This window comes from Candidatus Thiothrix putei (genome assembly GCA_029972225.1).
In the GTDB taxonomy this organism is placed as follows: domain Bacteria; phylum Pseudomonadota; class Gammaproteobacteria; order Thiotrichales; family Thiotrichaceae; genus Thiothrix; species Thiothrix putei.
Map to the genome: position 1 here is coordinate 1,061,330 of CP124756.1, position 26,785 is coordinate 1,088,114.

General features: G+C 50.4%; 26 protein-coding genes, 1 pseudogene and 2 CRISPR repeat arrays. Of the genes and pseudogenes, 22 read left to right on the forward strand and 5 right to left on the reverse strand.

The features are described 5' to 3' along the window. Nucleotides 1-18: 18 nt before the first annotated feature. The gene (locus QJT81_05505; GenBank protein WGZ95443.1) at nucleotides 19-807 is read left to right on the forward strand and encodes a type II CAAX endopeptidase family protein; all 789 of its coding nucleotides are present in this window, start codon (nucleotides 19-21) and stop codon (nucleotides 805-807) included. Here QJT81_05505 and QJT81_05510 read toward each other — a convergent pair. Beyond that, the gene (locus QJT81_05510; protein WGZ95444.1) at nucleotides 780-1,889 is read right to left on the reverse strand and encodes an ISAs1 family transposase; all 1,110 of its coding nucleotides are present in this window, start codon (nucleotides 1,887-1,889) and stop codon (nucleotides 780-782) included. The two genes, QJT81_05505 and QJT81_05510, sit on opposite strands and share 28 nt — an antisense overlap. Before the next feature lie 414 nt (nucleotides 1,890-2,303). Between QJT81_05510 and QJT81_05515 the strand changes: the two genes are divergently transcribed. Genes QJT81_05515 through QJT81_05525 form a run of 3 tightly spaced genes read left to right on the forward strand, consistent with a single transcriptional unit; the run spans nucleotide 2,304 to nucleotide 5,020 of the window. After that, nucleotides 2,304-2,942: a hypothetical protein gene (locus QJT81_05515; GenBank protein ID WGZ95445.1), complete on the forward strand. Its 639-nt coding sequence runs from the start codon at nucleotides 2,304-2,306 to the stop codon at nucleotides 2,940-2,942. Then, on the forward strand, nucleotides 2,939-4,612 hold the full coding sequence (locus QJT81_05520; protein ID WGZ95446.1) for a vWA domain-containing protein: 1,674 nt from the start codon (nucleotides 2,939-2,941) through the stop codon (nucleotides 4,610-4,612). Before QJT81_05515 ends, QJT81_05520 begins: the two co-directional genes overlap by 4 nt. Nucleotides 4,613-4,630: 18 nt before the next feature. Next, nucleotides 4,631-5,020: a hypothetical protein gene (locus QJT81_05525; GenBank protein ID WGZ95447.1), complete on the forward strand. Its 390-nt coding sequence runs from the start codon at nucleotides 4,631-4,633 to the stop codon at nucleotides 5,018-5,020. Here QJT81_05525 and QJT81_05530 read toward each other — a convergent pair. Then, the gene (locus QJT81_05530; protein ID WGZ95448.1) at nucleotides 4,983-5,900 is read right to left on the reverse strand and encodes a DMT family transporter; all 918 of its coding nucleotides are present in this window, start codon (nucleotides 5,898-5,900) and stop codon (nucleotides 4,983-4,985) included. The two genes, QJT81_05525 and QJT81_05530, sit on opposite strands and share 38 nt — an antisense overlap. Further along, nucleotides 5,897-6,730 carry a S1-like domain-containing RNA-binding protein gene (locus QJT81_05535; GenBank protein ID WGZ95449.1) on the reverse strand — a complete coding sequence of 278 codons (834 nt, stop codon included), beginning with the start codon at nucleotides 6,728-6,730 and terminating at the stop codon, nucleotides 5,897-5,899. Before QJT81_05535 ends, QJT81_05530 begins: the two co-directional genes overlap by 4 nt. 94 nt (nucleotides 6,731-6,824) lie before the next feature. Between QJT81_05535 and QJT81_05540 the strand changes: the two genes are divergently transcribed. The 6 genes from QJT81_05540 to csm6 are packed head-to-tail and all read left to right on the forward strand — an operon-like array spanning nucleotide 6,825 to nucleotide 11,391. Next, nucleotides 6,825-7,514 (forward strand): BPSS1780 family membrane protein, encoded by a 690-nt coding sequence (locus QJT81_05540; protein WGZ95450.1) that lies wholly within the window; start codon nucleotides 6,825-6,827, stop codon nucleotides 7,512-7,514. Beyond that, the gene (locus QJT81_05545) at nucleotides 7,511-8,305 is read left to right on the forward strand and encodes an aldo/keto reductase (protein WGZ95451.1); all 795 of its coding nucleotides are present in this window, start codon (nucleotides 7,511-7,513) and stop codon (nucleotides 8,303-8,305) included. Before QJT81_05540 ends, QJT81_05545 begins: the two co-directional genes overlap by 4 nt. After that, nucleotides 8,302-9,588, forward strand: coding sequence for a lipid IV(A) 3-deoxy-D-manno-octulosonic acid transferase (waaA, locus tag QJT81_05550; protein ID WGZ95452.1), 1,287 nt, complete (start codon nucleotides 8,302-8,304; stop codon nucleotides 9,586-9,588). The genes QJT81_05545 and waaA overlap by 4 nt, the downstream gene beginning before the upstream one ends. Beyond that, the gene (locus QJT81_05555; GenBank protein WGZ95453.1) at nucleotides 9,585-9,965 is read left to right on the forward strand and encodes a hypothetical protein; all 381 of its coding nucleotides are present in this window, start codon (nucleotides 9,585-9,587) and stop codon (nucleotides 9,963-9,965) included. The genes waaA and QJT81_05555 overlap by 4 nt, the downstream gene beginning before the upstream one ends. A 6-nt stretch (nucleotides 9,966-9,971) precedes the next feature. Then, on the forward strand, nucleotides 9,972-10,259 hold the full coding sequence (locus QJT81_05560; GenBank protein WGZ95454.1) for a 2Fe-2S iron-sulfur cluster-binding protein: 288 nt from the start codon (nucleotides 9,972-9,974) through the stop codon (nucleotides 10,257-10,259). 4 nt (nucleotides 10,260-10,263) lie between these two features. Next, nucleotides 10,264-11,391 carry a CRISPR-associated ring nuclease Csm6 gene (gene csm6 / locus QJT81_05565; protein ID WGZ95455.1) on the forward strand — a complete coding sequence of 376 codons (1,128 nt, stop codon included), beginning with the start codon at nucleotides 10,264-10,266 and terminating at the stop codon, nucleotides 11,389-11,391. A gap of 66 nt (nucleotides 11,392-11,457) precedes the next feature. On the opposite strand, the pseudogene QJT81_05570 reads toward csm6, so the two are convergent. Next, a pseudogene (locus QJT81_05570) lies at nucleotides 11,458-12,506 on the reverse strand (IS630 family transposase). Nucleotides 12,507-12,633: 127 nt separating this feature from the next. Here QJT81_05570 and QJT81_05575 point away from each other — a divergent pair. The 12 genes from QJT81_05575 to csx16 all read left to right on the forward strand — a co-directional run bounded on the left by QJT81_05575 (nucleotide 12,634) and on the right by csx16 (nucleotide 24,330). After that, complete coding sequence (locus QJT81_05575) at nucleotides 12,634-12,963, forward strand: hypothetical protein (GenBank protein ID WGZ95456.1); 330 nt, start codon at nucleotides 12,634-12,636, stop codon at nucleotides 12,961-12,963. 103 nt (nucleotides 12,964-13,066) lie between these two features. Continuing rightward, a complete protein-coding gene (cas10, locus tag QJT81_05580; GenBank protein WGZ95457.1) occupies nucleotides 13,067-15,718 on the forward strand; it encodes a type III-A CRISPR-associated protein Cas10/Csm1 in 2,652 nt (883 codons plus the stop codon). A gap of 5 nt (nucleotides 15,719-15,723) precedes the next feature. Then, a complete protein-coding gene (csm2, locus tag QJT81_05585; protein ID WGZ95458.1) occupies nucleotides 15,724-16,176 on the forward strand; it encodes a type III-A CRISPR-associated protein Csm2 in 453 nt (150 codons plus the stop codon). Nucleotides 16,177-16,188: 12 nt separating this feature from the next. Continuing rightward, nucleotides 16,189-16,905: a type III-A CRISPR-associated RAMP protein Csm3 gene (csm3, locus tag QJT81_05590; protein ID WGZ95459.1), complete on the forward strand. Its 717-nt coding sequence runs from the start codon at nucleotides 16,189-16,191 to the stop codon at nucleotides 16,903-16,905. 1 nt (nucleotide 16,906) lies between these two features. Then, nucleotides 16,907-17,839: a hypothetical protein gene (locus QJT81_05595; protein WGZ95460.1), complete on the forward strand. Its 933-nt coding sequence runs from the start codon at nucleotides 16,907-16,909 to the stop codon at nucleotides 17,837-17,839. Further along, entirely contained in the window at nucleotides 17,836-19,404 is a 1,569-nt protein-coding gene (locus QJT81_05600; GenBank protein WGZ95461.1) for an RAMP superfamily CRISPR-associated protein, read from the forward strand. The genes QJT81_05595 and QJT81_05600 overlap by 4 nt, the downstream gene beginning before the upstream one ends. A 38-nt stretch (nucleotides 19,405-19,442) precedes the next feature. After that, nucleotides 19,443-19,808, forward strand: a complete 366-nt coding sequence (locus tag QJT81_05605; protein WGZ95462.1) for a hypothetical protein — start codon at nucleotides 19,443-19,445, stop codon at nucleotides 19,806-19,808. 27 nt (nucleotides 19,809-19,835) lie between these two features. Continuing rightward, on the forward strand, nucleotides 19,836-21,134 hold the full coding sequence (csx2, locus tag QJT81_05610; protein WGZ95463.1) for a TIGR02221 family CRISPR-associated protein: 1,299 nt from the start codon (nucleotides 19,836-19,838) through the stop codon (nucleotides 21,132-21,134). A gap of 180 nt (nucleotides 21,135-21,314) precedes the next feature. Further along, nucleotides 21,315-22,888: direct repeats of the CRISPR family, unit length 36 nt; unit sequence TTCTGAAGACTGCCCTGATTTAAAAGGGATTAAGAC. 96 nt (nucleotides 22,889-22,984) lie between these two features. After that, entirely contained in the window at nucleotides 22,985-23,308 is a 324-nt protein-coding gene (locus QJT81_05615; protein ID WGZ95464.1) for a hypothetical protein, read from the forward strand. Beyond that, a complete protein-coding gene (locus QJT81_05620; GenBank protein WGZ95465.1) occupies nucleotides 23,295-23,426 on the forward strand; it encodes a hypothetical protein in 132 nt (43 codons plus the stop codon). Before QJT81_05615 ends, QJT81_05620 begins: the two co-directional genes overlap by 14 nt. Before the next feature lie 64 nt (nucleotides 23,427-23,490). Continuing rightward, entirely contained in the window at nucleotides 23,491-23,829 is a 339-nt protein-coding gene (locus QJT81_05625; GenBank protein ID WGZ95466.1) for a hypothetical protein, read from the forward strand. Nucleotides 23,830-24,036: 207 nt separating this feature from the next. After that, nucleotides 24,037-24,330: a CRISPR-associated protein Csx16 gene (gene csx16 / locus QJT81_05630; GenBank protein WGZ95467.1), complete on the forward strand. Its 294-nt coding sequence runs from the start codon at nucleotides 24,037-24,039 to the stop codon at nucleotides 24,328-24,330. A 223-nt stretch (nucleotides 24,331-24,553) separates the two neighbouring features. After that, nucleotides 24,554-25,427: a CRISPR direct-repeat array (repeat unit 36 nt; unit sequence GTTTGAATACCGCCCTGATTTAAAAGGGATTAAGAC). A 275-nt stretch (nucleotides 25,428-25,702) separates the two neighbouring features. Here csx16 and QJT81_05635 read toward each other — a convergent pair. Continuing rightward, nucleotides 25,703-26,758, reverse strand: a complete 1,056-nt coding sequence (locus tag QJT81_05635) for a transposase (protein WGZ95468.1) — start codon at nucleotides 26,756-26,758, stop codon at nucleotides 25,703-25,705. Between the last annotated feature and the right edge of the window lie 27 nt (nucleotides 26,759-26,785).

Genomic DNA, 26,785 nt, shown 5'->3' on the forward strand with positions numbered 1-26,785 from the left:
CGTCAAGCAGGATGCACAATGGCTTATCTGGATCTGGTCAAATTAGGCAAAAATCATTGGTGGCGTTATGTTCTTGGGGTTCTTCTCATTGTGCTGATGTGGCAGGGCTTGGGGTTATTGCCTACCGTTGCGTTGGCTATTTGGGTGGAGCTGGATCAGAATGATACGACTCTGTTCAATACGGAGACTTTGCTATTTGAGGGTTTGCCTATGGAAGTCATTTTTGCGGACTTCATGGGGATGTTTCTCTTTCTGTGGCTAGGGGTGTTTCTGGTAGTGTGTTTCTTGCACAATCGCCCATTCTGGTCATTATTCACACCTTTGCAGCGCCTTAGTTGGCGACGTGTATTGCACGGAGCCGTGGTCTTTGCTGCCATTTACCTGGCAGTGGGGGTGATAATGGAGTGGCTTTTTCCTACCCCAGCTAAGGATATTGAGTATGTGCTGCAACCCGGTAAGTTTCTGGCGTTTTTGCCGCTGGCACTGTTACTGATCCCTATCCAAACCTCGGCGGAGGAGTTGTTATTTCGGGGGTATTTCATGCAAGGGCTGGGGTTGATCATGAACCGCTGGGGTGTTGCGCTCGTGAGCAGTGTGTTATTCGCCTTGCCGCATTTATTGAACCCGGAGGTGTCGGACGCTAATCTGTGGATTGCATTCCTGCCCTACTGGATCATTGGATTGTTATTAGCGTTGATCACGTTGCGGGATGGTACGCTGGAACTGGCACTAGGGGTTCATGCAAGTAATAACCTGACAGGGCAACCGCATATAAATTCTCAATCAAATAAGACCTTGGCGCGGTAGGTATCATTCCACGCGGCTTTGTTTTGCTTTTTGGGCAAACTGAGTTTGGAGCCTTCGCGTTCAAAGAGGTTGATGCACAGATGGCGGATGCTGGTCATCATGGCGGGGCCATTTCCCTTGCGGATACGGCTGGCATCTTCTGAGAAGGTCACATCCAGCCGCCAGTGCAGGGTATTCTCAATCCCCCAATGCCCACGGACTGCCTTGGCGAACAGTTTGGCATCAGCGGGGATGGAGGCGATGAAGAAACGCCGTTCCACCGTCGTCGTGTCGCCTTGTGTGCATTCCCGCTCTACCATGCCGATGCTGCGTAACCCTGTCCACACCTCAATGTTGGGCAGGGTGGTGAGATCTTCGGTGATCCAGTAGCGGCGGATTTCCAACCTGCCATGATCCTTGTCAAGTTCTTCGGTGTAAGAATGGGGGACAGCATTGAAAGCGTGTTCCCGTGCGGTGGTGAAGTAATCGTCCACCGCTTCATGCAGGTTGCTTTGGTTGCCTTTCAGCCCCATCACGTAATCACCTTGCTGTTCCTTAATCTGTTCGGCAATGGCGCGTTGGCAGCCCATCGCGTCCAGCGTCACAATGCAGCCTTTCAGTTCCAGCAGTTCAAGCAGCTTGGGGATGGCGGTGATTTCATTGGATTTCTCATCGGTTGCCTCTTGTGCCAATACCAGCCGGTTTTCACACGCCCAAGCCGTCACCATGTGCAAAGGCTTGCCGCCATTGGCACGGTCACGTGAACCTCTGGCGGTTTTGCCATCAACTGCGATAACCTCTTGAACTTCACGTTTGACCGCCTGCGTCCAATTGATGAAGCACTCCCGGAATTTGACGGGTGACAGCCGGGTCATTACATATTCAATGCAGTCGTGGGAAGGAACTCCATTCACCAGCGGCACGTACTGACGCAGCCAATCCAGTTTGGCGTGTCCAAAATCTTCTATCGCCTCCCAACCTTTGGCATTACTGCATACCGCACTGACCACCAGTACCAGTATGTCCAACAGCGCGTGGCGTTTGTTACGCTCTATCCGGGGATCTTCCAATGGCGAAAAATGATCTATCAGACTGGCACTCATCATGGTTTTCCGTAACGGCTAAAACCGGTAGTGTCGCTAACTGCATTGTTTCAATGCAAATTTATATGCGGTCGCCCTGAATAACCTGATGGCTTTTTTGTTAGTCACTGTGCCGCCGTATGACATGTTTCCCTCGGTGTTTGTCTATCACGGTGAGTTATTTACCTGGGCGACTGTTGTGAATGGTGCTGTCGTGGCAGTACTGTTTTATTGGGTAATTTTTCGATTTTTTGCGCGATCTGTACCGATTACTGAGGTAAGTTAACCCTATTAGCCGCAGTTTATCGTACTGTTAACACAAAGAGGCGATATGCCTCTACAATAACTGTTAGCAAAGGCTGTGCGAGGAGAACGCTTATTTCTACCACAACTCCCTACAACACCATCAAAATATACACCCTAAGTGCAGCCATATTGTCGGCGGCATTAGTTGGTTTGTTTGCATGGTGGTTTCAAGCGCCTTGGTGGCTGCTCGGTGTTTACAGCGTGGCAGCGGTTCTAATAACGCTAAGTGTTCCGCTGCTGTACCGTCTGCTTGGTTACAAAACCGCAGATGAGGCCGTGTGGTTGCATGAACGCAATTTGCGCGAACATGCAACCCTGATGCAACGCTTGGAAAGCGCCCGCCAGTCATTAGCGGAATTGAATATCACCGCTGGGGTGAAACAAGCCAATATGCTCACCGCTATTCTCGATGATTACCGTTCAGTGGTCGAAACCCGCTTTGTGGGCAAGACGTTTGCCCCGATCACTTACCTCAATGCGGCTCGCAGTGTGCAAGAACACGTCATACAAAACCTGACCGATATGGTCGCGGTGGGTCATAGCCTTGCGGGGTTAAACCGTCAGGCGGATGCATCGGCTTTGCATCAGGAACAACAACAGCGCATCACGGCATTGCTGGCCGAAAACGATAAGTTTTTTACCGCATTGAATGAAACCGCCGTAGAAGTCGCCAATATTCGCAGTGTCAGTCAGTTTGAGCGGCTGGATACGCTGGCACGTTTGGTTAGTCTGGCACAAACTGCCAACCACACAGGAACACGCGCATGAAACCTTTCAACACCCTAGTAAGCACCGCCTTCGCCTTATGGCTAACAACCGGTTTAAGCGCGTGTGGTGAGGCTGTCGACACCAAAGAACAAGCGGAAGCTAAGATTGCTGAACTGGTACAAAACACCATTCGCCCCACTCAACACGAAAACCAGTACCGTGCCAATATTCAGCTTACCCGCACGAATTTATTAGCCATGCTGCCCGATTTAGCGGAATACCCACTGCTGCTTAATGTGACGGACAATAGCGATACCGAAGTGGCGGAGATTTTCACTTCCGCCGATAAAGCAGGCAAAGGCTTGGACGGTGTGTATCTGGAATTAGCCGAAAATTTCAACCAACAACGCCAAACTCTCAGCAATGGCAAAAAAGCAGCCATCACCATCCGCAAGCTGGATTCTGGGCTGGGGGCGCAATTCATTATGACCGGGCAGTACATTGCCGAAGCGTATTCCCCCGCCAATGCCTTGTGGGGCAGTCTGGTGAATAGCAGCAGCAATAAACTTACGACCATTGCCGACGTAACCGCTTCCAGCGTCGGCGGTGTGATTGCACGCAAATCCAAACTCGACCTGATCACCACCGATGGCAAACTCGACGTTGCCAAGTTGCTGACCAATGTCAGCAGTGGCGCGTTTGCGATGGGTTATACCAACCCTTACCAATCTGCCACGGGCTTGAACTTCCTGATCACGATCCTCGATGCCTTTGCCAAAGGTGATCACACACAAATGTTATCGCCGGACGTTGCCAGTGCGTTTGAAGCGTTCCAGCTCGGTGTGCCGTTTGTGGCGCAAAATACCCTGCAAATGCGTGATGCGGCGATGGGCAGCGGTGTGTTGGATGGGTTTGTCGGCAGCGAACAAACCTGGTTGAGCACCACTGGCATGGACGATTATCAGTTTGTGCCTTTCGGGGTGCGTCACGATAACCCGCTCTATGCGACCAGTGAAGCCGACCCTGCCGAGCAGGAAGTGTTGAAACTGTTTGCACGTTACATCAGCACGCAAACAGCCCTGTTGAAAAAATACGGGTTTGAAACCAGCCTTGACTACAAGGATGCGTACAAAATCCCCGATGGCAATACCATTGCCCAGGCACAAAAGCTGTGGAAACAGAAAAAGTCCGGCGGTAAACCGATTGCAGCGGTATTCGTGACGGATATTTCCGGTTCGATGGAAGGTGAACGCATCAAAAACCTGAAAAAAGCCTTGATCGAATCGTCTGATTTGATTAGCGCCAATAACGCGATTGGTTTGGTGTCTTACAACGATGCAGTGAATGTGGATTTGCCCATCAACCCCTTCAACGTACAGCAAAAATCGTTGTTTAACGGTGCGGTGGAACAGCTTTCGGTAGGCGGCAAAACCGCTACCTACAGCGCTACCTTAGTGGCGGCGCATTTGTTAAATGAATTCAAAAAGACCCACCCCGATTACAAAACGGTGATTTTCGTGCTGTCGGATGGCGAAACCAACACCGGTGTCGATTTCGAGCAAACCAAAGCGTTGTTGGAAGTGCAAGGTACACCGATTCACACCATTGCGTATGAACTCAGCTCGCCGGAACTCAAGGAAATGGCGAGTTTGGCGGAAGGCGCTTATACCGAATCCAGCGCGGGTTCAGCCTCGTTCCGTATCGGCAATTTGTTGAACTCGGAAATGTAAGCAACAGAAGGGGATCGCGTGAAACGCTTAACGGTTTTTGGTTTGTTTCTGGTGCTGCACCTCGCGGCTTGGGCGGGTACGCATGTTTACCTGAAGCAACATCAGCCCGATATTTTGGTGGTGGTGGATACCTCTTATGCGTTGAAACCGCAGTTTGCGGCGATGGAGCGCTGGATTGCACACCGCGAAGCCAATACCCGTTACCAGCGCATTATCGTGGGAACCGATAAAGCCTTGCTCGGTGAATTGGCGACGCTCAAATCCAGAGATGCGATTTTTCGTACAGCGTTCGGGCGCATGAGTGCCGACAATTTACAGCGTTATGAGGCGACCATTGCGCGTGAGAAGATTCTGCTATCGGATGGTAGTATCAGGCCGCAGGGTTGGACGGTAGTGACCTTTCCTTAGGCTCAGCGTGTATTTTTCCTGAAAACAGGCTGGAAGCAAGGATCATGCAGGAGCCAAGCCATTCTTGCCAATCCATGCGTTCTTGCGTCAAAAAATACGCAGCAATCGCGGCGACCACCAATTCAAATAAAAAAATGATGTTGGATTGGTTGGCAGGCACACGGGTAATGCCGTATTGCACCGCATAGGTAACGCTGCCAATCGCAACTGCTAAGCCAAATAGCAAGCCAATAGCCGTGGGTGTCAGTGTGGTTAAGCCCGCTTGAGGTGGCACAAACAGCAAGCCGACGCCGGTCAATACCGCCACACCGAGCCACACCGTTAAGGTTTTGACGCCATTGCTGATGTCAGTGCCTAAATACCGCCCTGCCACAATGCTCAGTGCAAAGGTAATGCCTGCCGATAAGCCGAACCATTCTGCTTGATTGGCGGGTAGGGGTAGTCTGCCATCGGGTTGCCAGAGCATGACCAAGGCACCGCCCAGTGACAGGGTAATCACCACCCAGCCAAGGCTGTTTAAGCGCTCTTGCAAAAACAGGCGGGCGAAGACAACAGTCCACAGCGGTGAAAGGTAAAACAGCAGCAGCACCCGCATGATTTCACCTTCCAGTGCACCGAGGACGTAGCCCACATTGCTCCACCCCGACGTTAATCCCAGAATCACCAGCCATACCCAATAGGATCGGGCTTTCCACAACGCACTTGCATAGCGCCAGCCGATCAAGAGGGTGGGCAATAGGTAGGCAATGCAGGTGGCGGTCAGCCCATCCACCCCCATGCCGTTCAGCAGCCGAAACGGATACCAAAACAGCCCCCATAAGGTGGCAGAGTAAAACAGGGTGAATAAGGCAAGCTGGTGTTGCCAACGGGGTGTCATCATGGTTGGAGTTGAATACGGTCTTTGCTCAGCAGAATCTTTTGCTGCTTGTACAACAAGCCAATAGCGCGTTTGTAATGGGCTTTGCTGACCTGAAATTCGCGGTAAATGTCTTCTGGCGAACTTTTGTCAGTAAAGGTGGAGCTGCCCCCGTGCGCTTGCAGGTGATCGAGGATTTTTTGTGCCAAGGCATCCTGTACCACCGGGCTGGGCAATTGCAGGATCAAATCAATCTTCTGATCCGGGCGGATGGCTTTGATATAACCTTGGACACGTTGCCCAATCGCCAGCGGTTGAAAGACTTCGTTGGCATACAGCAGGCCAAGGTGTGTGCCATTAATCACCGCTTTAAAACCGAGATCGGTGCGTTCGGCGATCAGCAAATCCACGGCTTGACGCGGGCTAAACTGCCCGCCGAATTCGTTAAGGAACAAATCCAGACGCGACGAGCCGACGATGGTTTCGGTTTGCTCATCCAGATACACACACACGACGTAGGACTGGCCTTCCTGCATCAGTTGCGCCTGTTCTTTGCGGGGGACAAGTAAATCCTTGGGCAAGCCCCAATCTAAAAATGCCCCGAAACGGTTCACCGCGACCACTTTCAGGCAAGCAACTTCGCCGACTGTGGTCAAGGGTGTTGCGGTGGTGGCAATTAAACGGTCTTCTGAGTCCAAGTAAATGAAGACTTTCAACCAGCTATCGGGTTGGCAGTCTTTGGGGACATAGCGTTTAGGCAACAAGATTTCGCCGTAAGTACCGCCATCCAGATACACGCCGAAGCTGGTGATTTTCGTGACCCGCAGCAGGTTGTGTTTACCGATTTTTAACATGAAAGCATCCTTTCTGGGGTGAGCGAAACCGCTATTGTACGCAATAGTCTATACTAACGGCACATTATACCATCCTCAATCAAGGAGTTTTTCGATGCTTAAGGTTAAGACGGTCGACCCCCTGCAATCCATTGAATGGTTTAAACAGGGGTGGCGTATGTTCATGACCAATCCGGTGAATTGGGCCTTGATGGGGCTGCTGTTTGGCGTGATTGTGTTGGTGTTGAGTATGTTGCCCTTCATCGGGGCGTTGGTGTTGAACTTGGTGATGCCGATTCTCACCGGGGGAATGCTGCTGGCGGTGAAAAATACGCAGGCGGGGGCTGCTGTGGAAATCACGGATTTATTCCGTGTCTTTAAAGATGAGCCGAAGCGGAATCAGTTGTTAGTGGTGGGAGCCTTGATGTTAGGCGCTGGTTTAGTGGCGGCGGTGCTGAGTACCTTGTTTGTTGGGAATGCGATTCGGATTGATGAACTGACCGGGATGCCCAGTTTTAATTTGGGCTTGAGTGCGCTGCTGTTCATGTTTGTGGTGGTGATCTTTTTGGGCATGTTATTCACGTATGCGCCTGCGTTGGTGGTGTTTGAGGGCATGAGTGCGGTGGACGCGGTGAAAGGCAGTTTGCAAGGGGCATGGGCGAATGTGTTGCCGTTCATTGTGTTTGTGTTGCTGTACGCGGCACTAGCTTTTGTGGCGTCGATTCCCTTTATGCTGGGATTTGTGGTATTAATTCCGGTGATGATGGGGGCGGTGTACGCGGGTTACAAGGATATTTTTAGATGATGGAAAAGCGTCCGGTAGCCAATACCGGGATAGCCATTAGCCCTTTGGGGCTGGGTACGGTCAAATTAGGTCGCAATCAAGGGGTGAAGTACCCGCAGGGGTTTGAGTTGCCTTCTGACCGGGAAGTGCGGGAGTTACTCGCCTTAGCCTTTGATCTGGGGATTAATCTGCTGGATACCGCCCCCGCGTATGGCTTAAGTGAAGCCCGTATCGGCAAGCTGTTGCCCAATTCGCGCCATGAGTGGGTGATTGAAACCAAGGTGGGTGAGCAGTTTGCCGACGGAGTTTCCCGTTTTGATTTTAGTGAGCAGGGGACACGCCGCAGCGTGGAAAATAGCCTGCGTTTGTTGAAAACCGATTACCTTGACATGGTATTGATTCACTCCGATGGTGATGATGTCCGCATTTTGCAGCAAGAGGCGGTGTTGGATACGCTGTTACAGATGCAGCAACACGGTTGGATACGCGCAGTGGGCATTTCCTCAAAAACGGTTGAGGGGGCGTTATTGGCGTATGCCTTGGGTTGTGAGGTGGTGATGGCGGCGTATAACCCGGTGTACACCGATGAGTTACCCGTGTTGGAAGCGGCTGCGGCGCAAAACAAGGCGGTATTGGTGAAAAAAGCCTTTGCCAGTGGGCACTTGGATCAATTTGCAGCAAAAAATCCGGTGGAACAGGCGCTGAGTTTCATTTTGGCGCAAGCCGGGGCAACCAGCGTGGTGTTGGGAACGCTGAACCCAAAACATTTACGTGAAAACGTGGCGGTGGCCTCAGCGGTGTTAGGCGCGTGAGCGTGCGGCGGTGGCTGTATAGCGGTTTGCTGTATGGTTTAGTGCCGTTATTCTTGTTGCGGTTGTTGTGGCGCAGCCGCACGAATCCGGCGTATCGGCAGCGTTTGGGTGAGCGTTTTGGCTTTAGTGCGGTGCGTGAGTCGGCGATTTGGTTACACGCCGTATCGGTGGGGGAGACGATGGCGGCTCGCCCGTTGATCGAGCGCTTGTTGCGTGATTATCCGCACGAACGGTTGCTGGTAACGACGACCACACTCACGGGGTCAGATACCGTGAAGCGCTTGTTTGGGGAGCGGGTGGAGCATTGTTACCTGCCGTATGATTTGCCGGGAGCCTTGGCGCGGTTGTTGCAGCGGGTGCAGCCGCGCCTCCTGGTGGTGATGGAAACGGAAATTTGGCCAAACCTTTACGCGGCGTGTGCGCAACGCCAGATACCGTTAATGGTGGCGAATGCCCGCTTGTCAGCACGTTCGGTGCGGGGGTATACGCGGGTGGGGGCATTGGTGCGGGAAACCTTGGCCGATGCTGGGTTGATTGCGACGCGCAGTGTGCAGGATGCGCAGTATTTCCAGCAACTGGGGGCGCAGGCTGAGCAGGTGGTGGTCTGTGGCAATATTAAGTTTGATTTACAGATTCCAGCAGGTGTGGCGGAGCATGGTAAGCAATTGCGCCAGCAATGGGGGGAGAATCGTTTGGTGTGGGTGGCAGCCAGTACGCATGAGGGGGAAGATGCGGTGATTCTGCGGGTGTTTGCGCAATTACGTGAAACATTGCCGGGATTATTGCTGATTATTGTGCCACGTCACCCGGAGCGTTTTGAGGCGGTGGTGCAGTTGTGTGCGGAAAGTGGCTTGCTGTACGCCCGCCGCAGCAGGGTGGGGATGGCGATTGCGCCGGATACCGCGATCCTTGTGGGTGATAGCATGGGGGAAATGTTGTTGTGGTATGCTTGCGCTGATGTGGTCTTTATCGGCGGCAGTTTGGTGACGCATGGCGGGCATAATCCACTGGAGGCGGCGGCATTCGCCGTACCGGTATTGAGTGGCGAGCATGTGCATAATTTTGCTGACATCTTTCCGCCCTTGTGTGAGGCAGGTGGGGCGGTGTTGGTGAGTGATGAGGTGGCGTTGCAGGCGTATTTACAGGTATGGTTGCAAGATACAACGACGCGCTTACAGGCCGGTGAGGCTGCTAAAGTTTTTTTCCAACAGAATCAGGGGGCGCTGGCTTGCTTGGTTCGGCATATCCATACCATGTTACCTATAACGAGAGACGAGCAATGAAACGATTAACTTCTTTGACATTGGTGCTTGCCATGACTGCCTTGGCGGGGTGTGGTGAGAAACAGGCTGACACGGCTGCTGCGCCTGCAACCGCGAAAACCGCAGACACGGCAACGACACCGAATGCGCCACCACAGGCGACTGAGCAGGTGGCGGCGAATAGCGGGCATCCGGGGCAGGCGATCCACGATGCGAATTGCATCAGTTGCCACGATTCCGGGGTGTATACCCGCGCTGACCGCAAGATGACTAGCCTTGATATGTTGGCAGGGCAGGTGCGCCGTTGTGATGCGAATCTGGGGACTAAATTATTCGATGAGGATCTGGATAATGTGACGGCGTTCCTGAATGAAACCTACTACAAATTCCCGAAGTAACCGCGCATGAGTTATACCGTCACCATTTTGGATACGCCGTTTCAGTTTCAGGTGAATGCGGGGGAAACCGTGTTGCAGGCGGCTTTGCGGCAAGAAATACCTGTGCCGTGGGGCTGTGGTGGCGGTATTTGCGGGGTTTGCATGACTAAAGTGGTGTCGGGGGAAATGGTTTACCCCGATGGTGACCCGCTGGCCTTGTTTGAGGAAGATGCAGAAGCGGGGATGGGGTTATTTTGTGTGGGGGAGCCGCGTTCTGATTTGGTGCTGGCAGTGCCGGAGATGAATACTGAATGACGGCATGACAATCCCCGACCCTACCCAACCGCACACTTACCCGCGCCGCATCTTGCTGGCGGTGGCGGCGAATTCCCCGCAAATTGTCACCGAAACCGTTTACGCCCTCACCCAACACACCCGCCCCGCGTGTATGCCCACCGAAGTACACATTATCACCACCCGCCAAGGTGAACCGTTTGTGCGCCAATTGGTGTGCGGCACACAACCCGGCTGGCTGGCGAAACTGTGCGCGGATTATGCCCTGCCCGCCCCCGCTTGCGACCCCGCGCACATCCACCTGATCACGGATGCGGCGGGGCAAGCGCTCGACGACATTCGCACCCACCGCGACAATACCCACGCCGCCGATTGCATCACCCGTATCGTGCAACAACTGACCGCCGACCCGCACAGCCAACTCACCGTGTCGCTTTCCGGCGGGCGACGCACCATGACGTTTTACGCTGGCTACGCCCTCTCGCTATTGGGCAGGGCGCAAGACCGCCTCACCCATGTGCTGGTTGATGAGGAGTATTTTTTTCACCAAGAATTCTTCTACCCACCGCCGCGCAGTGTCTGGGTAGTGCGCGAAGACGGCTCCGGTTTTGATGCCAGCAAGGTGGAAGTGACGCTTGCCGACATCCCGTTTGTGCGCCTGCGGGAAGGTTTGCCGCAAGACTTGTTGCAAGGCAGCAGCAGTTTCAGTGACACCATTGCCGCCGCACAACGCCGTTTCGACCCCGCGCAAGTGCGCCTCGACTGGCAACGCGCCAGCCTCACTTGCGGCGGAATTCCCATCACCATGCCCCCGGTGCAACTCGCGTTTTATGCGTGGATGTTGCAACGCCGCGTCAACGATTTACCCCCCATCCACTGGACTAGCGCCGAAACCCCCGACCTCGCCAGCCAATTCCTCAGCGTTTACGCCCGCCTGCACGGGCAAACCGGCAGCTACGAACAGGTGGCGCTGGCGTTGCGCGATGGCATCACCAAAGCGTGGTTTGAGGAACGTAAATCGAATACCCACAAGGCATTGAAAAAGGCGCTGGGGAACATGGGGGCGGAAACGTATTTGCTCCAGCCACACGGGGCGAAGCCGCGCACCCTGTTTGGGTTGACATTGCCGCTGGATGCGGTGGTCTTCAGTTAGGCATCAGCCTGCCTTGTCAAGTGTGACGGTCATCACCGTATCCGATACATTGTTCAGTAATATACCTTACAGCGTCAAGACCTGAACATTTTTAAAGGTTTGAAAATTTGTTGTCATCAACTGGGTCAGTTCTTTCTTGTGATCGGTATCCAGCTTGTCGAGACAGTTGGTGATGGCCGCCTTGAAAGCGGGAAACTTATCATAGTATTTCGAGTACAAGCATTTTTTCTTGACGAACTTCCACAACCGTTCAATCAGATTGAGGTTGGGTGAATAGGTCGGTAAAAATAATAGTTCAATATTGAGCCTTTTCGCACAGGCAAACACGGCTTCACAGCGTTGATACTTGGCATTATCCAAGACCAAAGTGATCGGTATTTTGAGTGCTAACGCTGCAATTTTTTCCAATAATTCACACACGCTGTTAGCGTTGATATAGGAGTCGTTAGTGATCGTGATGAGTTGTAGCGTTATCGCATTGAGTGCGCCCAATACGTTGTAGCGTTGTCGACCACAGGGGGCTTTGATGAATACGCGGGAAAATGACCACAAAAACCCCAGAAACGGTGCTAACACGAAGTGGGCGGCATCGACAAAAAAAGGGCGCGTTTGCCCTCCTTAGCCTCCTGAATGCGCGGTTTTAGTTCATTTTCCAGGAACTTTTCTTGTGCTTCCACATCAGCTTTGGCGGGTATCATCCCCACTTTATGGATGTCCATCCCTATTTTCTTCATAAAGACACGTACCCTGTCCTCACTGCGTTTGATGCCTGTCAGCTCCTCAATCTTAGCGGCTGCCGCCTTGCTGGTTGCGGGGGGATATTCACGAAAATAGGCTTCAATCTTGTCTTTATATGCCATCAAATCACTCTGTGGTTTATTGAATCGTATTTCTTTAAGAGCTTCTAAACCGTTAGGTTGTAGGTAGGCGTTTAGGTAGGCAAGCAGCGTGGCTTCTGTAATCCTTTCCAATCGTTTGATTTCCTTATGCGTCAACTGTTGGGATTTCAGGTACAGCACGGACATTTTCTTACGGACTCTGGGATGAGGATGGCGCTCCTTCCAGTAGAACAGCTCCGCTATCTCATCCTCAGTGAAAGTGATTTTTAATGTCATACATTACTCATGGCTGCTTTTGTTACCAGTCATCTAACCATATTTCCCTGATCAAAAAAACTATTTTATGGCACGGACTGGTATAATTCAAGGATGTCTTGCGTCGGGCAAACTTCGGGGGCTGGTCATGGATATTCTCACTTCCTTATTTTTCCTGTTACTGGGGGCAGCGGTAGGGTCGTGGTTTGGGCATAAAAGTGGCTATAAAGACGGGCTGAGCAAGGGCAAAGCCGATGGTGTCAAAGAGGGTATGAAAGAATACCTGCGCAAGGAACTGATCGAATCCAAGATATTGGGTGGCACTTATAACGCCGACGCACTGGGCAAAGCCCGTGAAGAACTCCAGAAAGCCCTGATACCCCAAGCCAGTAAAAAAAAGGAAAAATCGTCGTGGCTGGCATTTTTCATTGTGGCTGTGGTGCTGGTGTGGGCAGTGGGAACTGTGCTGAAGGGCTGATTCGGCACGGGTGGATTTGACAAGCTTGTCAGTGATGACAGGTGGGGCTGTTTAGTTAATACTCAGAAGCATAAATTTATTGCATCAATCAAAAGGGGCTGATATGCCAGATAAGCACTTGTTGAATGCATCCAGCCGGGTTGCATTAGCGGCATTTTTGCATGACTTGGGGAAGTTTGCAGAACGGGCGCGTATCGAAGAAGCCTATCAAAAAGACACGGATGGCAACCAGCGCCGCGACTTGAATGTGCAGCTTTATTGCCCGAAGTATAACGAACGGCATACCCACATCCATGCAGCTTACACCGCCATTGGTTTTGATCTGCTGGAACACCACATGCCCGATTTGGTCGGGGATGACATGACACCGTTCAAACCGTGGAAAGACCGGGATGCGGATGATTCGCTGATCAATGCAGCGGCAATGCACCACAAGCCGGGGACATTCCTGCAATGGGTGATTGCCACGGCGGATCGGGTGGCTTCGGGTTTTGAGCGCGAGAAGTTTGAGGACTACAACAAACTTGCCGATGATGAAAAAGCCAAACTCAATCACTACACCACCCGCCAGTTAACCCTATTGGAACAAATCCGGCTGGATGGCAAAGCAGCAGAAAAACTGAATTACCGTTATGCGTTGCAAGCGTTGACGGTTGATAGCCTGTTCCCGCAGAAAAAAGAACAGTGTGAACCCGAAGGTAACAACGCTAAGGCACAGGCAGAATACAAGGCATTATGGCAAGGTTTCCGCGAAGCATTGGCCAAGATTCCTGAGGCTCACCGCAAAAATCTACCGTTATGGTTAGACCATTTCGATACGCTTTGGCAGGTGTACGCCCATGCCATCCCAGCGGCTACCGTGTCACCGATGAATCAGAGTATCAAGGCGGATGTGTCGCTGTATGACCATTCCAAAACCACCGCAGCGTTGGCAGTGGCTTTGTGGCGTTACCATCAGGAAACCGGGCAGGAAACGGGCGAACTGAAAGATTGGGATACCAACAAATTCCTGCTGATACAGGGTGATTTTTTCGGTATTCAAGACTTCATCTTTGCCAGTGGCGGCGAAACTCGCAAACGGGCGGCAAAGCTGTTGCGTGGGCGTTCATTCTATGTGTCCTTGCTGATGGAATGTGCCGCGCTCAAGATTATGGATGCGCTGGATTTACCCTCCACCAGCCAAGTGACCAATGCAGCGGGTAAATTCCTGATCGTTGCGCCGAATACGCCAGACACCATCCAAAAACTCGAAAAGGTGCAACACGAACTGAATCAGTGGTTCATTGACCATACCTTCGGGCAATCGGGCGTAGGGTTGGCGTGGTTGCCTGCCGCGTGCAATGACTTTACCCAAGGCAAATTCAGCGACTTGATGACGAGGCTGTTTAAGCAACTGGAAAAAGTAAAGCTGCGCCGTTTTGATTTGTGTGCTGCTCAAGCGCCTATGGTGTTTGATGGGTTCTTGGATGCGTTCGATAACAATAAAACCGTGTGTGCGGTTGACGGGCGTTCGCCCGGTGTCGTGGCGTTGGAAGATAAATGGATTAGCCGTCTTGCTGCCGATCAAATCAAGGTGGGTGAGTATTTGACGAAGTTTGAGAGGCTGCTATTAACCTGTGAATCTATTGGTACACGCACAAGCCTAACGTTGCCCATTTTTGGCTTCCACGTCAGCTTTACAGGTGATGAAGACAAAAGCGGCAAGTTTGGGCAATTAGCGCGAGAGGGCAAATTGTTACGGGTTGTTGATTTCTCTCTGCCAGTGGCAGCGGATAAAGTGCTGTGGAATGGCTATGCACGTCGCGCCATCAACGCATGGATTCCAACAGCAACAGAAAAGGATTTACTCGAAGATCAAGCAGGCAAATACCAAGACGTAGAGGAAAAACTTGCAGTCTTAGAAACCAAAACCCTGAATCATCTGGCATGTGATGATCGAATGCTGGATGAAAAAGGCGATTGGATTGGCATCAGTGCCTTGATGACCTTGAAAGGTGACGTGGACAACCTCGGCATCATTTTTCAACGCGGCATCGGTGCGCCCAGCTTCGCAAAAATGGCGGCATTATCGCGCCAGATGAATGCGTTTTTCTCTATCTGGTTGCCGTATTTGTGCCAGAAAGAATTCCCGAACACTTACACCGTGTTTGCAGGTGGGGATGACTTTTTCCTCATCGGGCCGTGGCGTTCCACCATGAAACTGGTGCAACGGATGCAGGTGGAATTCAAGCGCTATGTCGGTGAAAACCCCGATGTGCATTTCTCGGCGGGGCTTTCCATCACCAAACCGGGCTTGCCAATCAATTATCTGGCGGATATGGCTGAAGCCGCTTTAGAAGCAGGCAAGAAACATAATCCAGAGAAAAAAGACATTCCACCCAAAAATGCGGTGACGTGTTTTGGTCATCCCGCAAGCTGGGAACATTTCAATGATCTGCTGGAATGTGCCGAGCAACTGAATGTCATGCGCAAGGATTTTGACTTGAGTACCGGCTACCTATACGGGCTGCTAAATCTTACCAGTCTTGCCGAAGATCGCAGCAAACCAGAAAACGCCGTTTGGCATTCACGCTTTGCCTACCGCACTTACCGAATGCTGGAAACCCGCCGTCGGGATGGACGCAAGCTGGATGAAACCGAGCGCAGACGTTTACAAGCCGAATTGAGTCTGGCAATCGCCAATCAGGGCATCGAAAAACACAAGGGTAACTACCGCATCGCTTTGTTTACCCACATCTATCAACATCGGAGATAAGTTGCATGAGCGGATATAAAAATGATCGGCGGAATACCGGCTGGGATGAACCCAAGCCAACGCTGGAAACTTCAAGCATCAAGTTCACTCCAGAACCTAATACATCATCAATTAATCCAGAATTGTTCAACAGCATTGCCTTGAACACGGCAAAAACGTTGGCGGCAACTGGGCGTGAACAGAACAAGTCCACGCAAATCCGGCGTTTCTACGATGAATTGCTGATGTGGGAAGCCAAGGTTACGCAGAACCCGGAAAAGTTTGGCGAATACCTGCCCTTCATCCGCATGTTGAATGCCAAAGCCGCGTATGCGGAAGGACGCAAGCATGTGGATAATAACTTTACCGCCTTCATGCAGCACTGCCTGCAACAAGTGACGGATGATAAGACACTACGCACCTTCAAGCTGTTTTTTGAAGCGATGCTGGGCTTTTACAAACTGAAAAAGAAAGACTGACGGAGAACCGACATGCAATTGACCAATATCCAACTTCTGCAAGGCAAAATCCGCCTGTTGACTGGCTTGCACATCGGCGCAGGCAGCGAAGAAATGCACATCGGTGGCACGGATAATCCCGTCATCAAGAATCCGTTGACTGGGCAACCGTATATTCCCGGCTCTAGTTTGAAAGGCAAAATGCGCAGCTTGCTGGAATGGCAACTGGGTGTGGTTGGCTTGACTGAAGGCAAACCGCTGAGCTTCAAACACATCAGCAAGACTCCGAATCAGGCAGCCGCCAAGCAATTGCTAAAGCTGTTCGGCGGTTCACCCGATCCGTCCAATGACGACAAGCTGATCACCGAAATCGGCCCCACTCGCTTGGCATTCTGGGATTGCTCACTGAATCAGGATTGGGTAAAGCGTGAAGTATCCGACAAAAACCGCTTGTTCACTGAGACCAAAATGGAAAACATGATCGACCGTATTCAAGGTGTGGCACAACACCCGCGCAATACCGAACGTGTTCCAGCCGGTGCGGAATTCGATTTCAAACTGACCTTGCGCGTACACGATGGCGAAGACCTGAGCGATATGCTGTTCCAAGGTTTGAAGCTGATCGAACTGACGGGCTTGGGTGGTTCATTGTCACGCGGTTACGGCAAAATTGAATTCGTTGACCTCAAGCTGGGCAATACCGACGTGCAAGCCAAACTGGATGCCGTCACTTTCGGTGAGGCGGCCTGATATGCAAACCCTGACCCTGACATTACGCCCGCTGTCAGCCTTTGGCACATTGCCGCTGGGTGACACGCTGTTCGGGCAGTTGTGCTGGTTATTGCGGGACGGCACGGGCGAAGGCAAGTTGACAGAATTGCTGGACGGTTACACGACTAGCAAGCCGTTTGCGGTGGTATCTGATGCCTTGCCACACGGTTATGTACCACGCCCGAATGTACCGCTGTATTTCTTCCAGCAAGTCAAAGATGCCGACCGTAAAGCCGTAAAAAAGCAGGCATGGCTACCTTTGAACGCACTCGATAAACCTTTTGCCGACTGGTTGTCAGTGTGTGAAGCCAAGGATTTCATTGAAGAACACCTTCAGCAACACAACAGCATAAGCCGTTTAACGGGAACAACCGGGGACGGTTTTGCCCCCTACGCCTTAGATCAACACTGGTATAAAGCAGATACCTTGCTGGATGTGCATGTGGTGTTCGATGAGAGCAAATTAACGGCTGAAACCCTCAAGCAACTTTTCGAGCAAATGGGAAATGTGGGTTTCGGGCGTGATGCCAGTGTTGGTTTGGGCAAATTTGAAGTGCAGGCAACGACCACTCAAGCCATGCCAGCCAATCCAAACGCTAATGCGGTGCTGACGCTTGCCCCCAGTGCGCCGCAAGGTTTGAACTTTGATGCAGCCAATAGCTATTACCAGCTTTTCACCCGTTTTGGTCGGCACGGTGGGCAGGCGGCACAAGCGGGCAAACCGTTCAAAACCCCCGTATTACTGGCAAAAACAGGCGCAGTATTCAGTTCCACACAATTCAGTGCAACGACTACGTTTATCGGGAAAGGGCTAGGTGGGAACGGGCAATTATCCAAACAGATTCCTGAAACGGTGCAACAAGGCTACGCGCCCGTCATTCCGATTCACTTTGAGCCGGTGGAGCAAGCATGAAAACCAATACAATGGAAAGCGTCACCCTGCACATCACACCGTTATCACCTGTGCATGTGGGGATTGGCGAAGACTACGAACCCACCAACTACGTGATGGAAGAGGAAGCACTGTTTGCGTTTGACAGCGATGTCGCCAACCGCGTTTTGACCGAACGGCAACGTAAAGACCTGCTGGAGATGGTGAGCAAACCGACGCGCCGCGCCGAAGACATGATCAAGCAGGTACAGGATTTCTTCTACAACAACCGCAAACCATTGGCGGCTGCATCCAGCCATTTCCTGCCTGTCAGTGCTGGCGTGTTTGATTTGTACCAGAAGCGTGTTGGGCAAAGTGCCAATCGTGAAAGCGGTGGCAAAAGCGTGGTCAACAAGCTCGCTATCCAGCGCACCTTTTTCAACCCGTATAGCCAGCATCCCATTATTCCCGGTAGCAGTATCAAAGGCGCAATCCGCACCGCCTTATTGGATGATGCAAATGATGGTCAGGGTTTGTCAGAAGAAGTGCATCGTTTAAAACCAACTCAGCGAAATCAGGCATTACAAAAAGAGTTGTTCAAAGGCAGTTTTGCCACTGACCCAATGCGGCTAATTAGCTTGGGCGATGCGAATTACCAGACCCCAACACTCTTTGGTAGTGAAATCCGTTTTGCTGTTGACCGGAAGAAAAAAGAAGTCGTCAAAGACGGGCAAATTGTGCAATCACAAGCAGAAGCCCAAAACCTTTACCAGCTTCTGGAATGTTTACCAGCATTACGCTACCGCAGTTTTGGTGGCACATTGAGCGTACAAGACCTGCAAGGCATGACAGGTAAAGGCACACCAGCCAAGGAATTACGCTGGACGGTGCAAGACATTGCCGCTGCTTGCAATTACTTCTATCACAGGCGTTTCGTCGCTGAAATGAAAGTCTTACGGGAACGCCGCTATCTGCACCCTGACTGGGAAAAACTTGCCGAAGCCATTAGCAGTGGCGTGATTTTCCAGAAAATGAAGGCTGGCAAAGCCTTTTTGCTACGAGTTGGGCGACATAGCGGGGCTGAATCCGTCACTATCGAAGGTGTCCGTAACATCAAAATCCTGCAAGGCAAAGGTCAACAACCCAAATACGAACCCGAAGCGAAAACCGTATGGTTGGCAGCCAACACGGAAAAAGATCGTGGTGGGATGTTGCCTTTCGGTTGGGTATTGGTGGAACTGGACGATGCACCCGATGCTGAACTGCAAGCCTTGCTGAAACCTTGGCAGGACAAAGACCAGCAGCGGCAAGAACAATTGCAGCAAGCCAGCGGCAAACACAGTGCAGCATTACAGGCACAACAAGCCGCGATTATTGCCGAATCCGAACCTGAAATCTGGGCTGGCGCACGGATCAAATTCAACCGTGCTAATGGCACATTGACGGTTGAGAAAAGCGGTAAAACGGTCAATGCACTCAAGCCAAAAGGCGAAGAACTGCTGAATACCCTACCTGCTCCCGTCAAACAAAAAGTGATGAGCAATCAGTTTGTGAAAGTGAATGCTTACGTTCAGGACAAAGAGTTAATGAAAGTTGAATCGGTATAGGGCTTTACACACCCCGTACCTAACGGCATGATATTCAGATGAAAACCCTGAACATCCACCTCAACCACCCCGCCGAACGTGCCCTAGCCACCTTCGGCGCAACCCTGCAAGCCCTCGAAGCAGGTCAAGCCGTCGCGCCCCATTTCAGCATCGGCTTTGAAACCGTACCGCAGTTCGCCAAGGTCTTCACGCCCAAACGCTGGGAGTTGATCAGTGAACTCAAGAAACTCGGCGCAGTTTCCATCTACGAGCTGGCAAAGCGGCTGGATCGGCATTACCGCAATATGCATCAGGATGTCGCTCTACTCAGCGAATGGCTGGTGATCGAGAAAGACGAACACGGCAAGGTCTTTGTGCCTTGGGATGAGATTGATGTGCGCTTGCCGCTTGCTGCCGCTGCCTGACAACCAACGATATAAAGGATAAAACCCATGCGACTAATCAGCTTTCTTGGTCTTGGTGAAGCCAAACGTGACTCAGATGGCAAGCCGACGGGTGAATATGTTTACCAGCCAACCACTTACCGCTTTAACCAAGACCCTCAAACGGACATTAACGACACCTGCTATGTCGTGCGGGCAATTGCACAAGGCTATGTCATTGAGGAAAAAGGCACAGGTTCTCACAAAGTCAACGAGGTGGTATTGCTGGCAACCGAACAGGCAGAAAAGGCGCATTTGCATAAAGTTCTTGCTGAATTTGAGGCAAATCAATTACCGCAACCGCGTGTTGTCCGTGTTCCTTTTGGGGCAAATTCTGAACAGCAGTGGGAGCAATTCAATACCATTTTGGAAAATATCCCGCAAGGGAACGATAAAAAAGTGATTTTTGATATTACCCACGGCTTCCGCTCGCAACCTTTTTTTGCTGCTGCGGTGATCAACTATGTTCGTTCAACCCGTAGCATAGAAGAGATACCCGATATGCGTATTCTGTATGGTGAATATAACCGTGAGAAACGTGTCTCTGATATTTGGGATATGAGTACTTTTATCAATCTATTGGATTGGTCAAGCAGTCTGCAAAGCTTTATGAAAACCGGGCATGGTGCGGGCTTGGCAACGCTGGCACGTCAGGAAAATGTCAGCATCCAAAAAGCAGGACAAAGCGAACGTCCGAGAACATTGGGACGTTTGGCGGAATCCATCCGTGCATTTTCCGACAATATTTCCACGGTGCGTGTCCCGCAAATCATCACAGGTAAAGCCAGCGATAGAGGTAGCGTGCTTAATGTGCTCTCCTGTATTGCGCAAAGCGAAGTCGAAGTGCGCACCCATTTCATGCCATTGTTCCCGGTGTTGGAACAGTTGAAAGCCAAGCTGCAAGCTATTCCGGCGGATTCGTTGTTTAGCCCGCAGGGGCATCAGGCGATGTTGGAGCTGGCGAAATTGTACGTCAGCTACGAGCGTTACCCCGAAGCGGCGATTGTGTTACGCGAAGGCTGGATTTCTGTTTATGCCGATACACAGATGAGCGATGACGATCTGCTTACCAAAGCAGCGCGGGAGCAAGTAGAAAATCGTTGGTTCGAGGTCGAGAGCCAATTGCGCGACCACGATAAAAAATGTGCGGCTGATGATCTCGCCAATTTGCGCAATGACATTCAACACGGTGGTTTTAGAACGGGCAGGAAGCCAGCCGATTTTCTGATTAATGATCTGAACCGTTTGGTGCAGCGTTTTGCCGAGAAAGTTGCATCCTCCGCTCACCCAGTGGAAACTGCCGGATAATTCTTCCATATATGATAAAATCATTGTAAAATCAGTCTATTAACACGCGAAACCTGAGCGTGTCGCCTCTTTAACAATTTACCATGTCGAACTTTCGCTCAAGACAACTTTTTATACAGTGAATTTTCTGCTAAGGGTCTCTGTAACCCACTGATTCAAAAGGCCGATTAGACACGAGCCTTCTGAAGACTGCCCTGATTTAAAAGGGATTAAGACCTAAAAACTGGATGTAATCGACGTGCAAAACTTTTCTGAAGACTGCCCTGATTTAAAAGGGATTAAGACGCTGAACTGCCAATCGCGTTCACAATCGCCTTTTCTGAAGACTGCCCTGATTTAAAAGGGATTAAGACTTGCAGGTAGGGGTTAGCGTCTCTAGGCTTGCTTCTGAAGACTGCCCTGATTTAAAAGGGATTAAGACACCACGCCCATGATGACTTGTTGATAGACATTTCTGAAGACTGCCCTGATTTAAAAGGGATTAAGACGTCAACTTGCTGCTGACGCAGGCCGCCTTTTATCAGTTCTGAAGACTGCCCTGATTTAAAAGGGATTAAGACTTTCCGCTGCTCCCATTTGAGCAATCTGGTCATTTCTGAAGACTGCCCTGATTTAAAAGGGATTAAGACCGTTATTTTGCTGCATGGCTTTCTCCTTTTGGCTTTTCTGAAGACTGCCCTGATTTAAAAGGGATTAAGACTTGGTTTTCCATGCTTGTCTCCGGTTAGTTTAGGTTTCTGAAGACTGCCCTGATTTAAAAGGGATTAAGACTGAACAACATTTTTTAGTTTCCATTTTTTTAAGCTTCTGAAGACTGCCCTGATTTAAAAGGGATTAAGACAGCCACCATCAACTGTCACTGTGATGGTTACATGTTCTGAAGACTGCCCTGATTTAAAAGGGATTAAGACATCAAGCTGGCAACACATGCGGCAAGGCTAGCCTTTTCTGAAGACTGCCCTGATTTAAAAGGGATTAAGACAATAACTGCTATGCAAATTAGAACTAGGTGTCAAATTTCTGAAGACTGCCCTGATTTAAAAGGGATTAAGACCTTCTATTAAAAGATAATCTTAGCCAGTTCAATCGTTCTGAAGACTGCCCTGATTTAAAAGGGATTAAGACGTAGTAGGAAGTCACCAGTGAGCACACAGAAGCTTCTGAAGACTGCCCTGATTTAAAAGGGATTAAGACGCCTGTTTCATTGGGAATGACCGCATTTTGTTCTCTTCTGAAGACTGCCCTGATTTAAAAGGGATTAAGACTAATGGTCACTTCAACTTTTTTGAATTCCGCTTCTGAAGACTGCCCTGATTTAAAAGGGATTAAGACTGTAGGACAAATACAGCTTCCTCGAATTTGACGGTTCTGAAGACTGCCCTGATTTAAAAGGGATTAAGACTCCTGCATTACTGTGGGGGGAAGCCCAAGATTTTGTTCTGAAGACTGCCCTGATTTAAAAGGGATTAAGACGTAGCCCTCGAATGCTCTTTCTTCATACTGGCGTTTTTCTGAAGACTGCCCTGATTTAAAAGGGATTAAGACCGTTTGGAGAGATCGAGCACTACGGCATTGTATTTTCTGAAGACTGCCCTGATTTAAAAGGGATTAAGACTGCGCTTTTTTTCATTCTGCGCAAACCTTAGTTCTGAAGACTGCCCTGATTTAAAAGGGATTAAGACGCCGCCATCTTTTAGCTTTGCGGCGTATACTGCTGCTTCTGAAGACTGCCCTGATTTAAAAGAGTATCGTCTTGAGGTTGGGCTGGGGGGATGCTTCGGAATATGGAGGCTTGCAAGTTATTGTCCTTCGCTGTATTTTGATGTTTTCAGCCTGTCGTTCTGTGCCAAATGAACAAGCAAACCCTTATCGAACAACGCATTTATCGGCTGCATCAGCGGGTCATCGAAAAATTGCAAGCTGACCCAGAGCAGGTGGTGGGTATCGCCCGCGCCAATTTACAGCGTTACCGTGCCAACAATGGTAATTGGCAGGCTTACACCGATTGGGAGCAAAAGCTTTCCTTACCAGTGACAGACATCATCAACATTCTGGATTCCCACGAAGAAAGCGCAGTACTGGCACGCTCAAACTCTCCTTTTGCTGGATGCCTTTCTGCCCACGAACGCTGGGAAATCCTACGCGAATTCAAAAACACCCATGAAACGTTATGAAATCGAACATTTGATCAGAGCAGCGGGGGCAATCACACAGAGCAATGAAATCATTGTCATTGGCAGCCAGTCGATTTTTGGTAGCTACCCAGAAGCCCCAGATGCCCTTTTGCAATAACGCGAAGCAGATTTGATCCCTGTCCAGTACCCTGAACGTGCCGACCTGATTGACGGTGTATTGGGTGAGTTGTCCCCCTTCGACGAAACGTTTGGGTACTACGCTGACGGTGTTGACAAGACCACCGCCACTCCCCGAAGGCTGGGAAAGTCGTCTGATCAGGATTGCTAACACGAACACCAATAATGTTGTCGGCTTGTTTCTGGAGCCACATGATCTGATGGTCAGCAAACTTTATGCTGGGCGGGAAAAAGACATGGACTTTGTGGCGACAGCCATTCGTAGCGGTATTGTGGATGCCAATCTGGTCAGGGAACGGATAAATAAGGTGTCTGGTCAAGACGCCATACGCGATACCGTGCAGGCAAGGCTTGCGCGACTACTTTTTTCGCAGACCAGCTAAGTTGGGATTGCACCGAAGGCTTGACACCCACTTACATCCCACTAATCCTAAAAATCCCAGTTCAAGACAAAAAAACAATGAATCTGAGTTATCGATGGCACGCCCGTACAGGCATGGCTGGCTTAAACCAGCACGACAAGCTTGCCAACCTCGCGCCCCTCCCGCCGCTGCATTACACTGCGATTTTTACAAAACACAGGGGAAACCATGACCACTTACTTTATTTCGCGCCATGCTGGGGCAGTCGATTGGGCAGAATCGGAAGGCTTTCATGTCGATGCGCGGCTGGCACATTTCGATGTGGACATCGTGCAACCGGGTGACAGAATCCTTGGCACATTGCCAATCAATCTGGTGGCGGAAGTGAATGCACGCGGCGGCACGTATTTTCATCTGACGTTGGAATTGCCCGCCGAGGCGCGGGGTAAGGAGCTGACGGCGGAGGATATGCGTACCTACGGGGCGCGGTTGGAAGGGTATGCGGCACAGAAACATACTTGATTAAAAGAATAGCTTTGGCATTCATTTTTACTTATAATAAGCGCAACAGGCAACAACGTTTGCCTGTGTTCTTTGACAACTGATAATGCTGTATTTGCTAGAAATATAGTCTGTAAGTATCCAAACGACGTGAGCCCAAATGCTAACTTTTCAAAGCCGATTTGATGTCAAAATTCATACACCGCAAGTTGTTGAAACCAAAGCGTTTCCGACGAACGGCGGGGTTTGAATACCGCCCTGATTTAAAAGGGATTAAGACGCACGGATCGCAGCGTGATGAACGTGGGGTGCGGCTGTTTGAATACCGCCCTGATTTAAAAGGGATTAAGACACCGAGATACTTGGTGTCATACTATACTCTCCTCAGTTTGAATACCGCCCTGATTTAAAAGGGATTAAGACTAGCATACCCTGAGCGCCCAACGTTGTTCAATGTTTGAATACCGCCCTGATTTAAAAGGGATTAAGACCATAGTATTTCGTTGTGTATTAGTTTACCTTTCGTTTGAATACCGCCCTGATTTAAAAGGGATTAAGACGAACACGATGGCACTGAATGGTGGAAGCTTACTGTTTGAATACCGCCCTGATTTAAAAGGGATTAAGACGGAATCGAACCAACGACCCACCGAATCTCTCGGCGTTTGAATACCGCCCTGATTTAAAAGGGATTAAGACCACGTTACTGATGTATTCTGCAAAGTCAACAACGTTTGAATACCGCCCTGATTTAAAAGGGATTAAGACATAATGTTAAACCATTCCCCACTGACTTTACGGTGTTTGAATACCGCCCTGATTTAAAAGGGATTAAGACCAAAGAGAGCTTCTTGTGCACGCAACAGTGTGCGTTTGAATACCGCCCTGATTTAAAAGGGATTAAGACAAATTTCGAAGATTGTCTTCCTCTAATTTAATCTGTTTGAATACCGCCCTGATTTAAAAGGGATTAAGACCTCTTTTATAGCTTTCCAGCCCCAATTTAAAAAACGTTTGAATACCGCCCTGATTTAAAAGGGATTAAGACCTTCTAGACCGGTTGGGAGCAACAGGTTGTCAGTGTTTGAATACCGCCCTGATTTAAAAGGGATTAAGACACTTTTCTTAAAAATTTTTTAGTCCGAACTAAGATTTTCAGGATTAAAAGATTTCCAAGATGCCCACTGAGCGACTTGCAAAATCCGACAAACTGAGTTGCTCAATTTTCAGCATTGACCGAACGCCGCATATTCAGCCGATTTTTTACTCAATTTGACCAACGAAACCTGAGCTTTTTCAGTTTTACCGTAACTTTTGCTAAATTTCACCCATACCGATGCGACTGCTCCTGTTTTTCAGTCAGTCTTCCCGTGTTTTTTCAAACCCAGTCGCTTTATAACAAGACACGCATCAGTTGATCAGCACTCAACACCAAAATCCCAAACATCAAGTGGCTGTAAACTTTTTGCGCACCTTGCACCCACACATTCCGACCACCAAATTCATCCTTCAGGCGGGCATTGGTTCGTTCTACGGTGCTGCGAATTTTGTAACGCTCGGCATCAGCAGGTTCAAACGCTTCTTTCTGTCCGCCGCGAGGATTGTGATCAATCAGAGGGACATGCCCCAGATGACGGCTGTATTCGTGCAAATCAGCACTGCAATAGGCCGCATCCATCAGGTCGTAGAGACTGGTGACACGTTGGGCACTGATTTGAGAGAGTGGGATGGCTGCCCCGCTGTCGTGAAAGGAGGCGGAAGACAGAATGGCTGCTATCGGGACACCACAATCGGCGGTATCGATATGCAGTTTGTAGCCGTTCCAACTGTGCTTGTAGCCTTGGGCATTCTTCTTCGTCCCCCGGTTACACTGAACCGGTATCTCATCGAGTGCTTGCTGAAGTGACTGTTCCCGTTGGCGCTGAATCCGTGTTTGCCCTTGTTTTTTCTTTGGCTTTTCCTCGGCAACAGGCCGTTCACGTGCCTCAATGGCTGTTGAATCCCGACACAGGTGGCCGATCAGCGCATCGCCCAAATACGTTTTCACCAACGTTTCATGCACACGTTCCGCTAAACGCTGTTCAGCAAATTCAGCGAAGGCACGTGAAAAGGTGGATTCGGAAGGCAGTTTCTTGGTCAGGGGAAACCCGCAGATGCGTCGCAGGGAGCGATCGTTTTGCAGCCGGTCAATGAGTGCTCGCGTATTGACAATATTGAGCACGCTTTTGGCGACAAAAGCATTGGCAAACCAAGATCGCTCCGTCGCTGGCCGTCCAGACCCATCACGAAAAGAGCGCACAAAATCTTCAATGCGCGTCAGCTCCAGTACGTGAATGAGCTTTTCAAGCTTGGGGGTCAATGTGCCAAAGGCATCATTGAAGCAAGGCAGTATTTCAATTTGCAGCAAACTCCAGCGTTGTGCAATCAGGGCGCGTTCGGTAGAATTCATAGCGTGGGCTTAATGGTTGTTTTGACG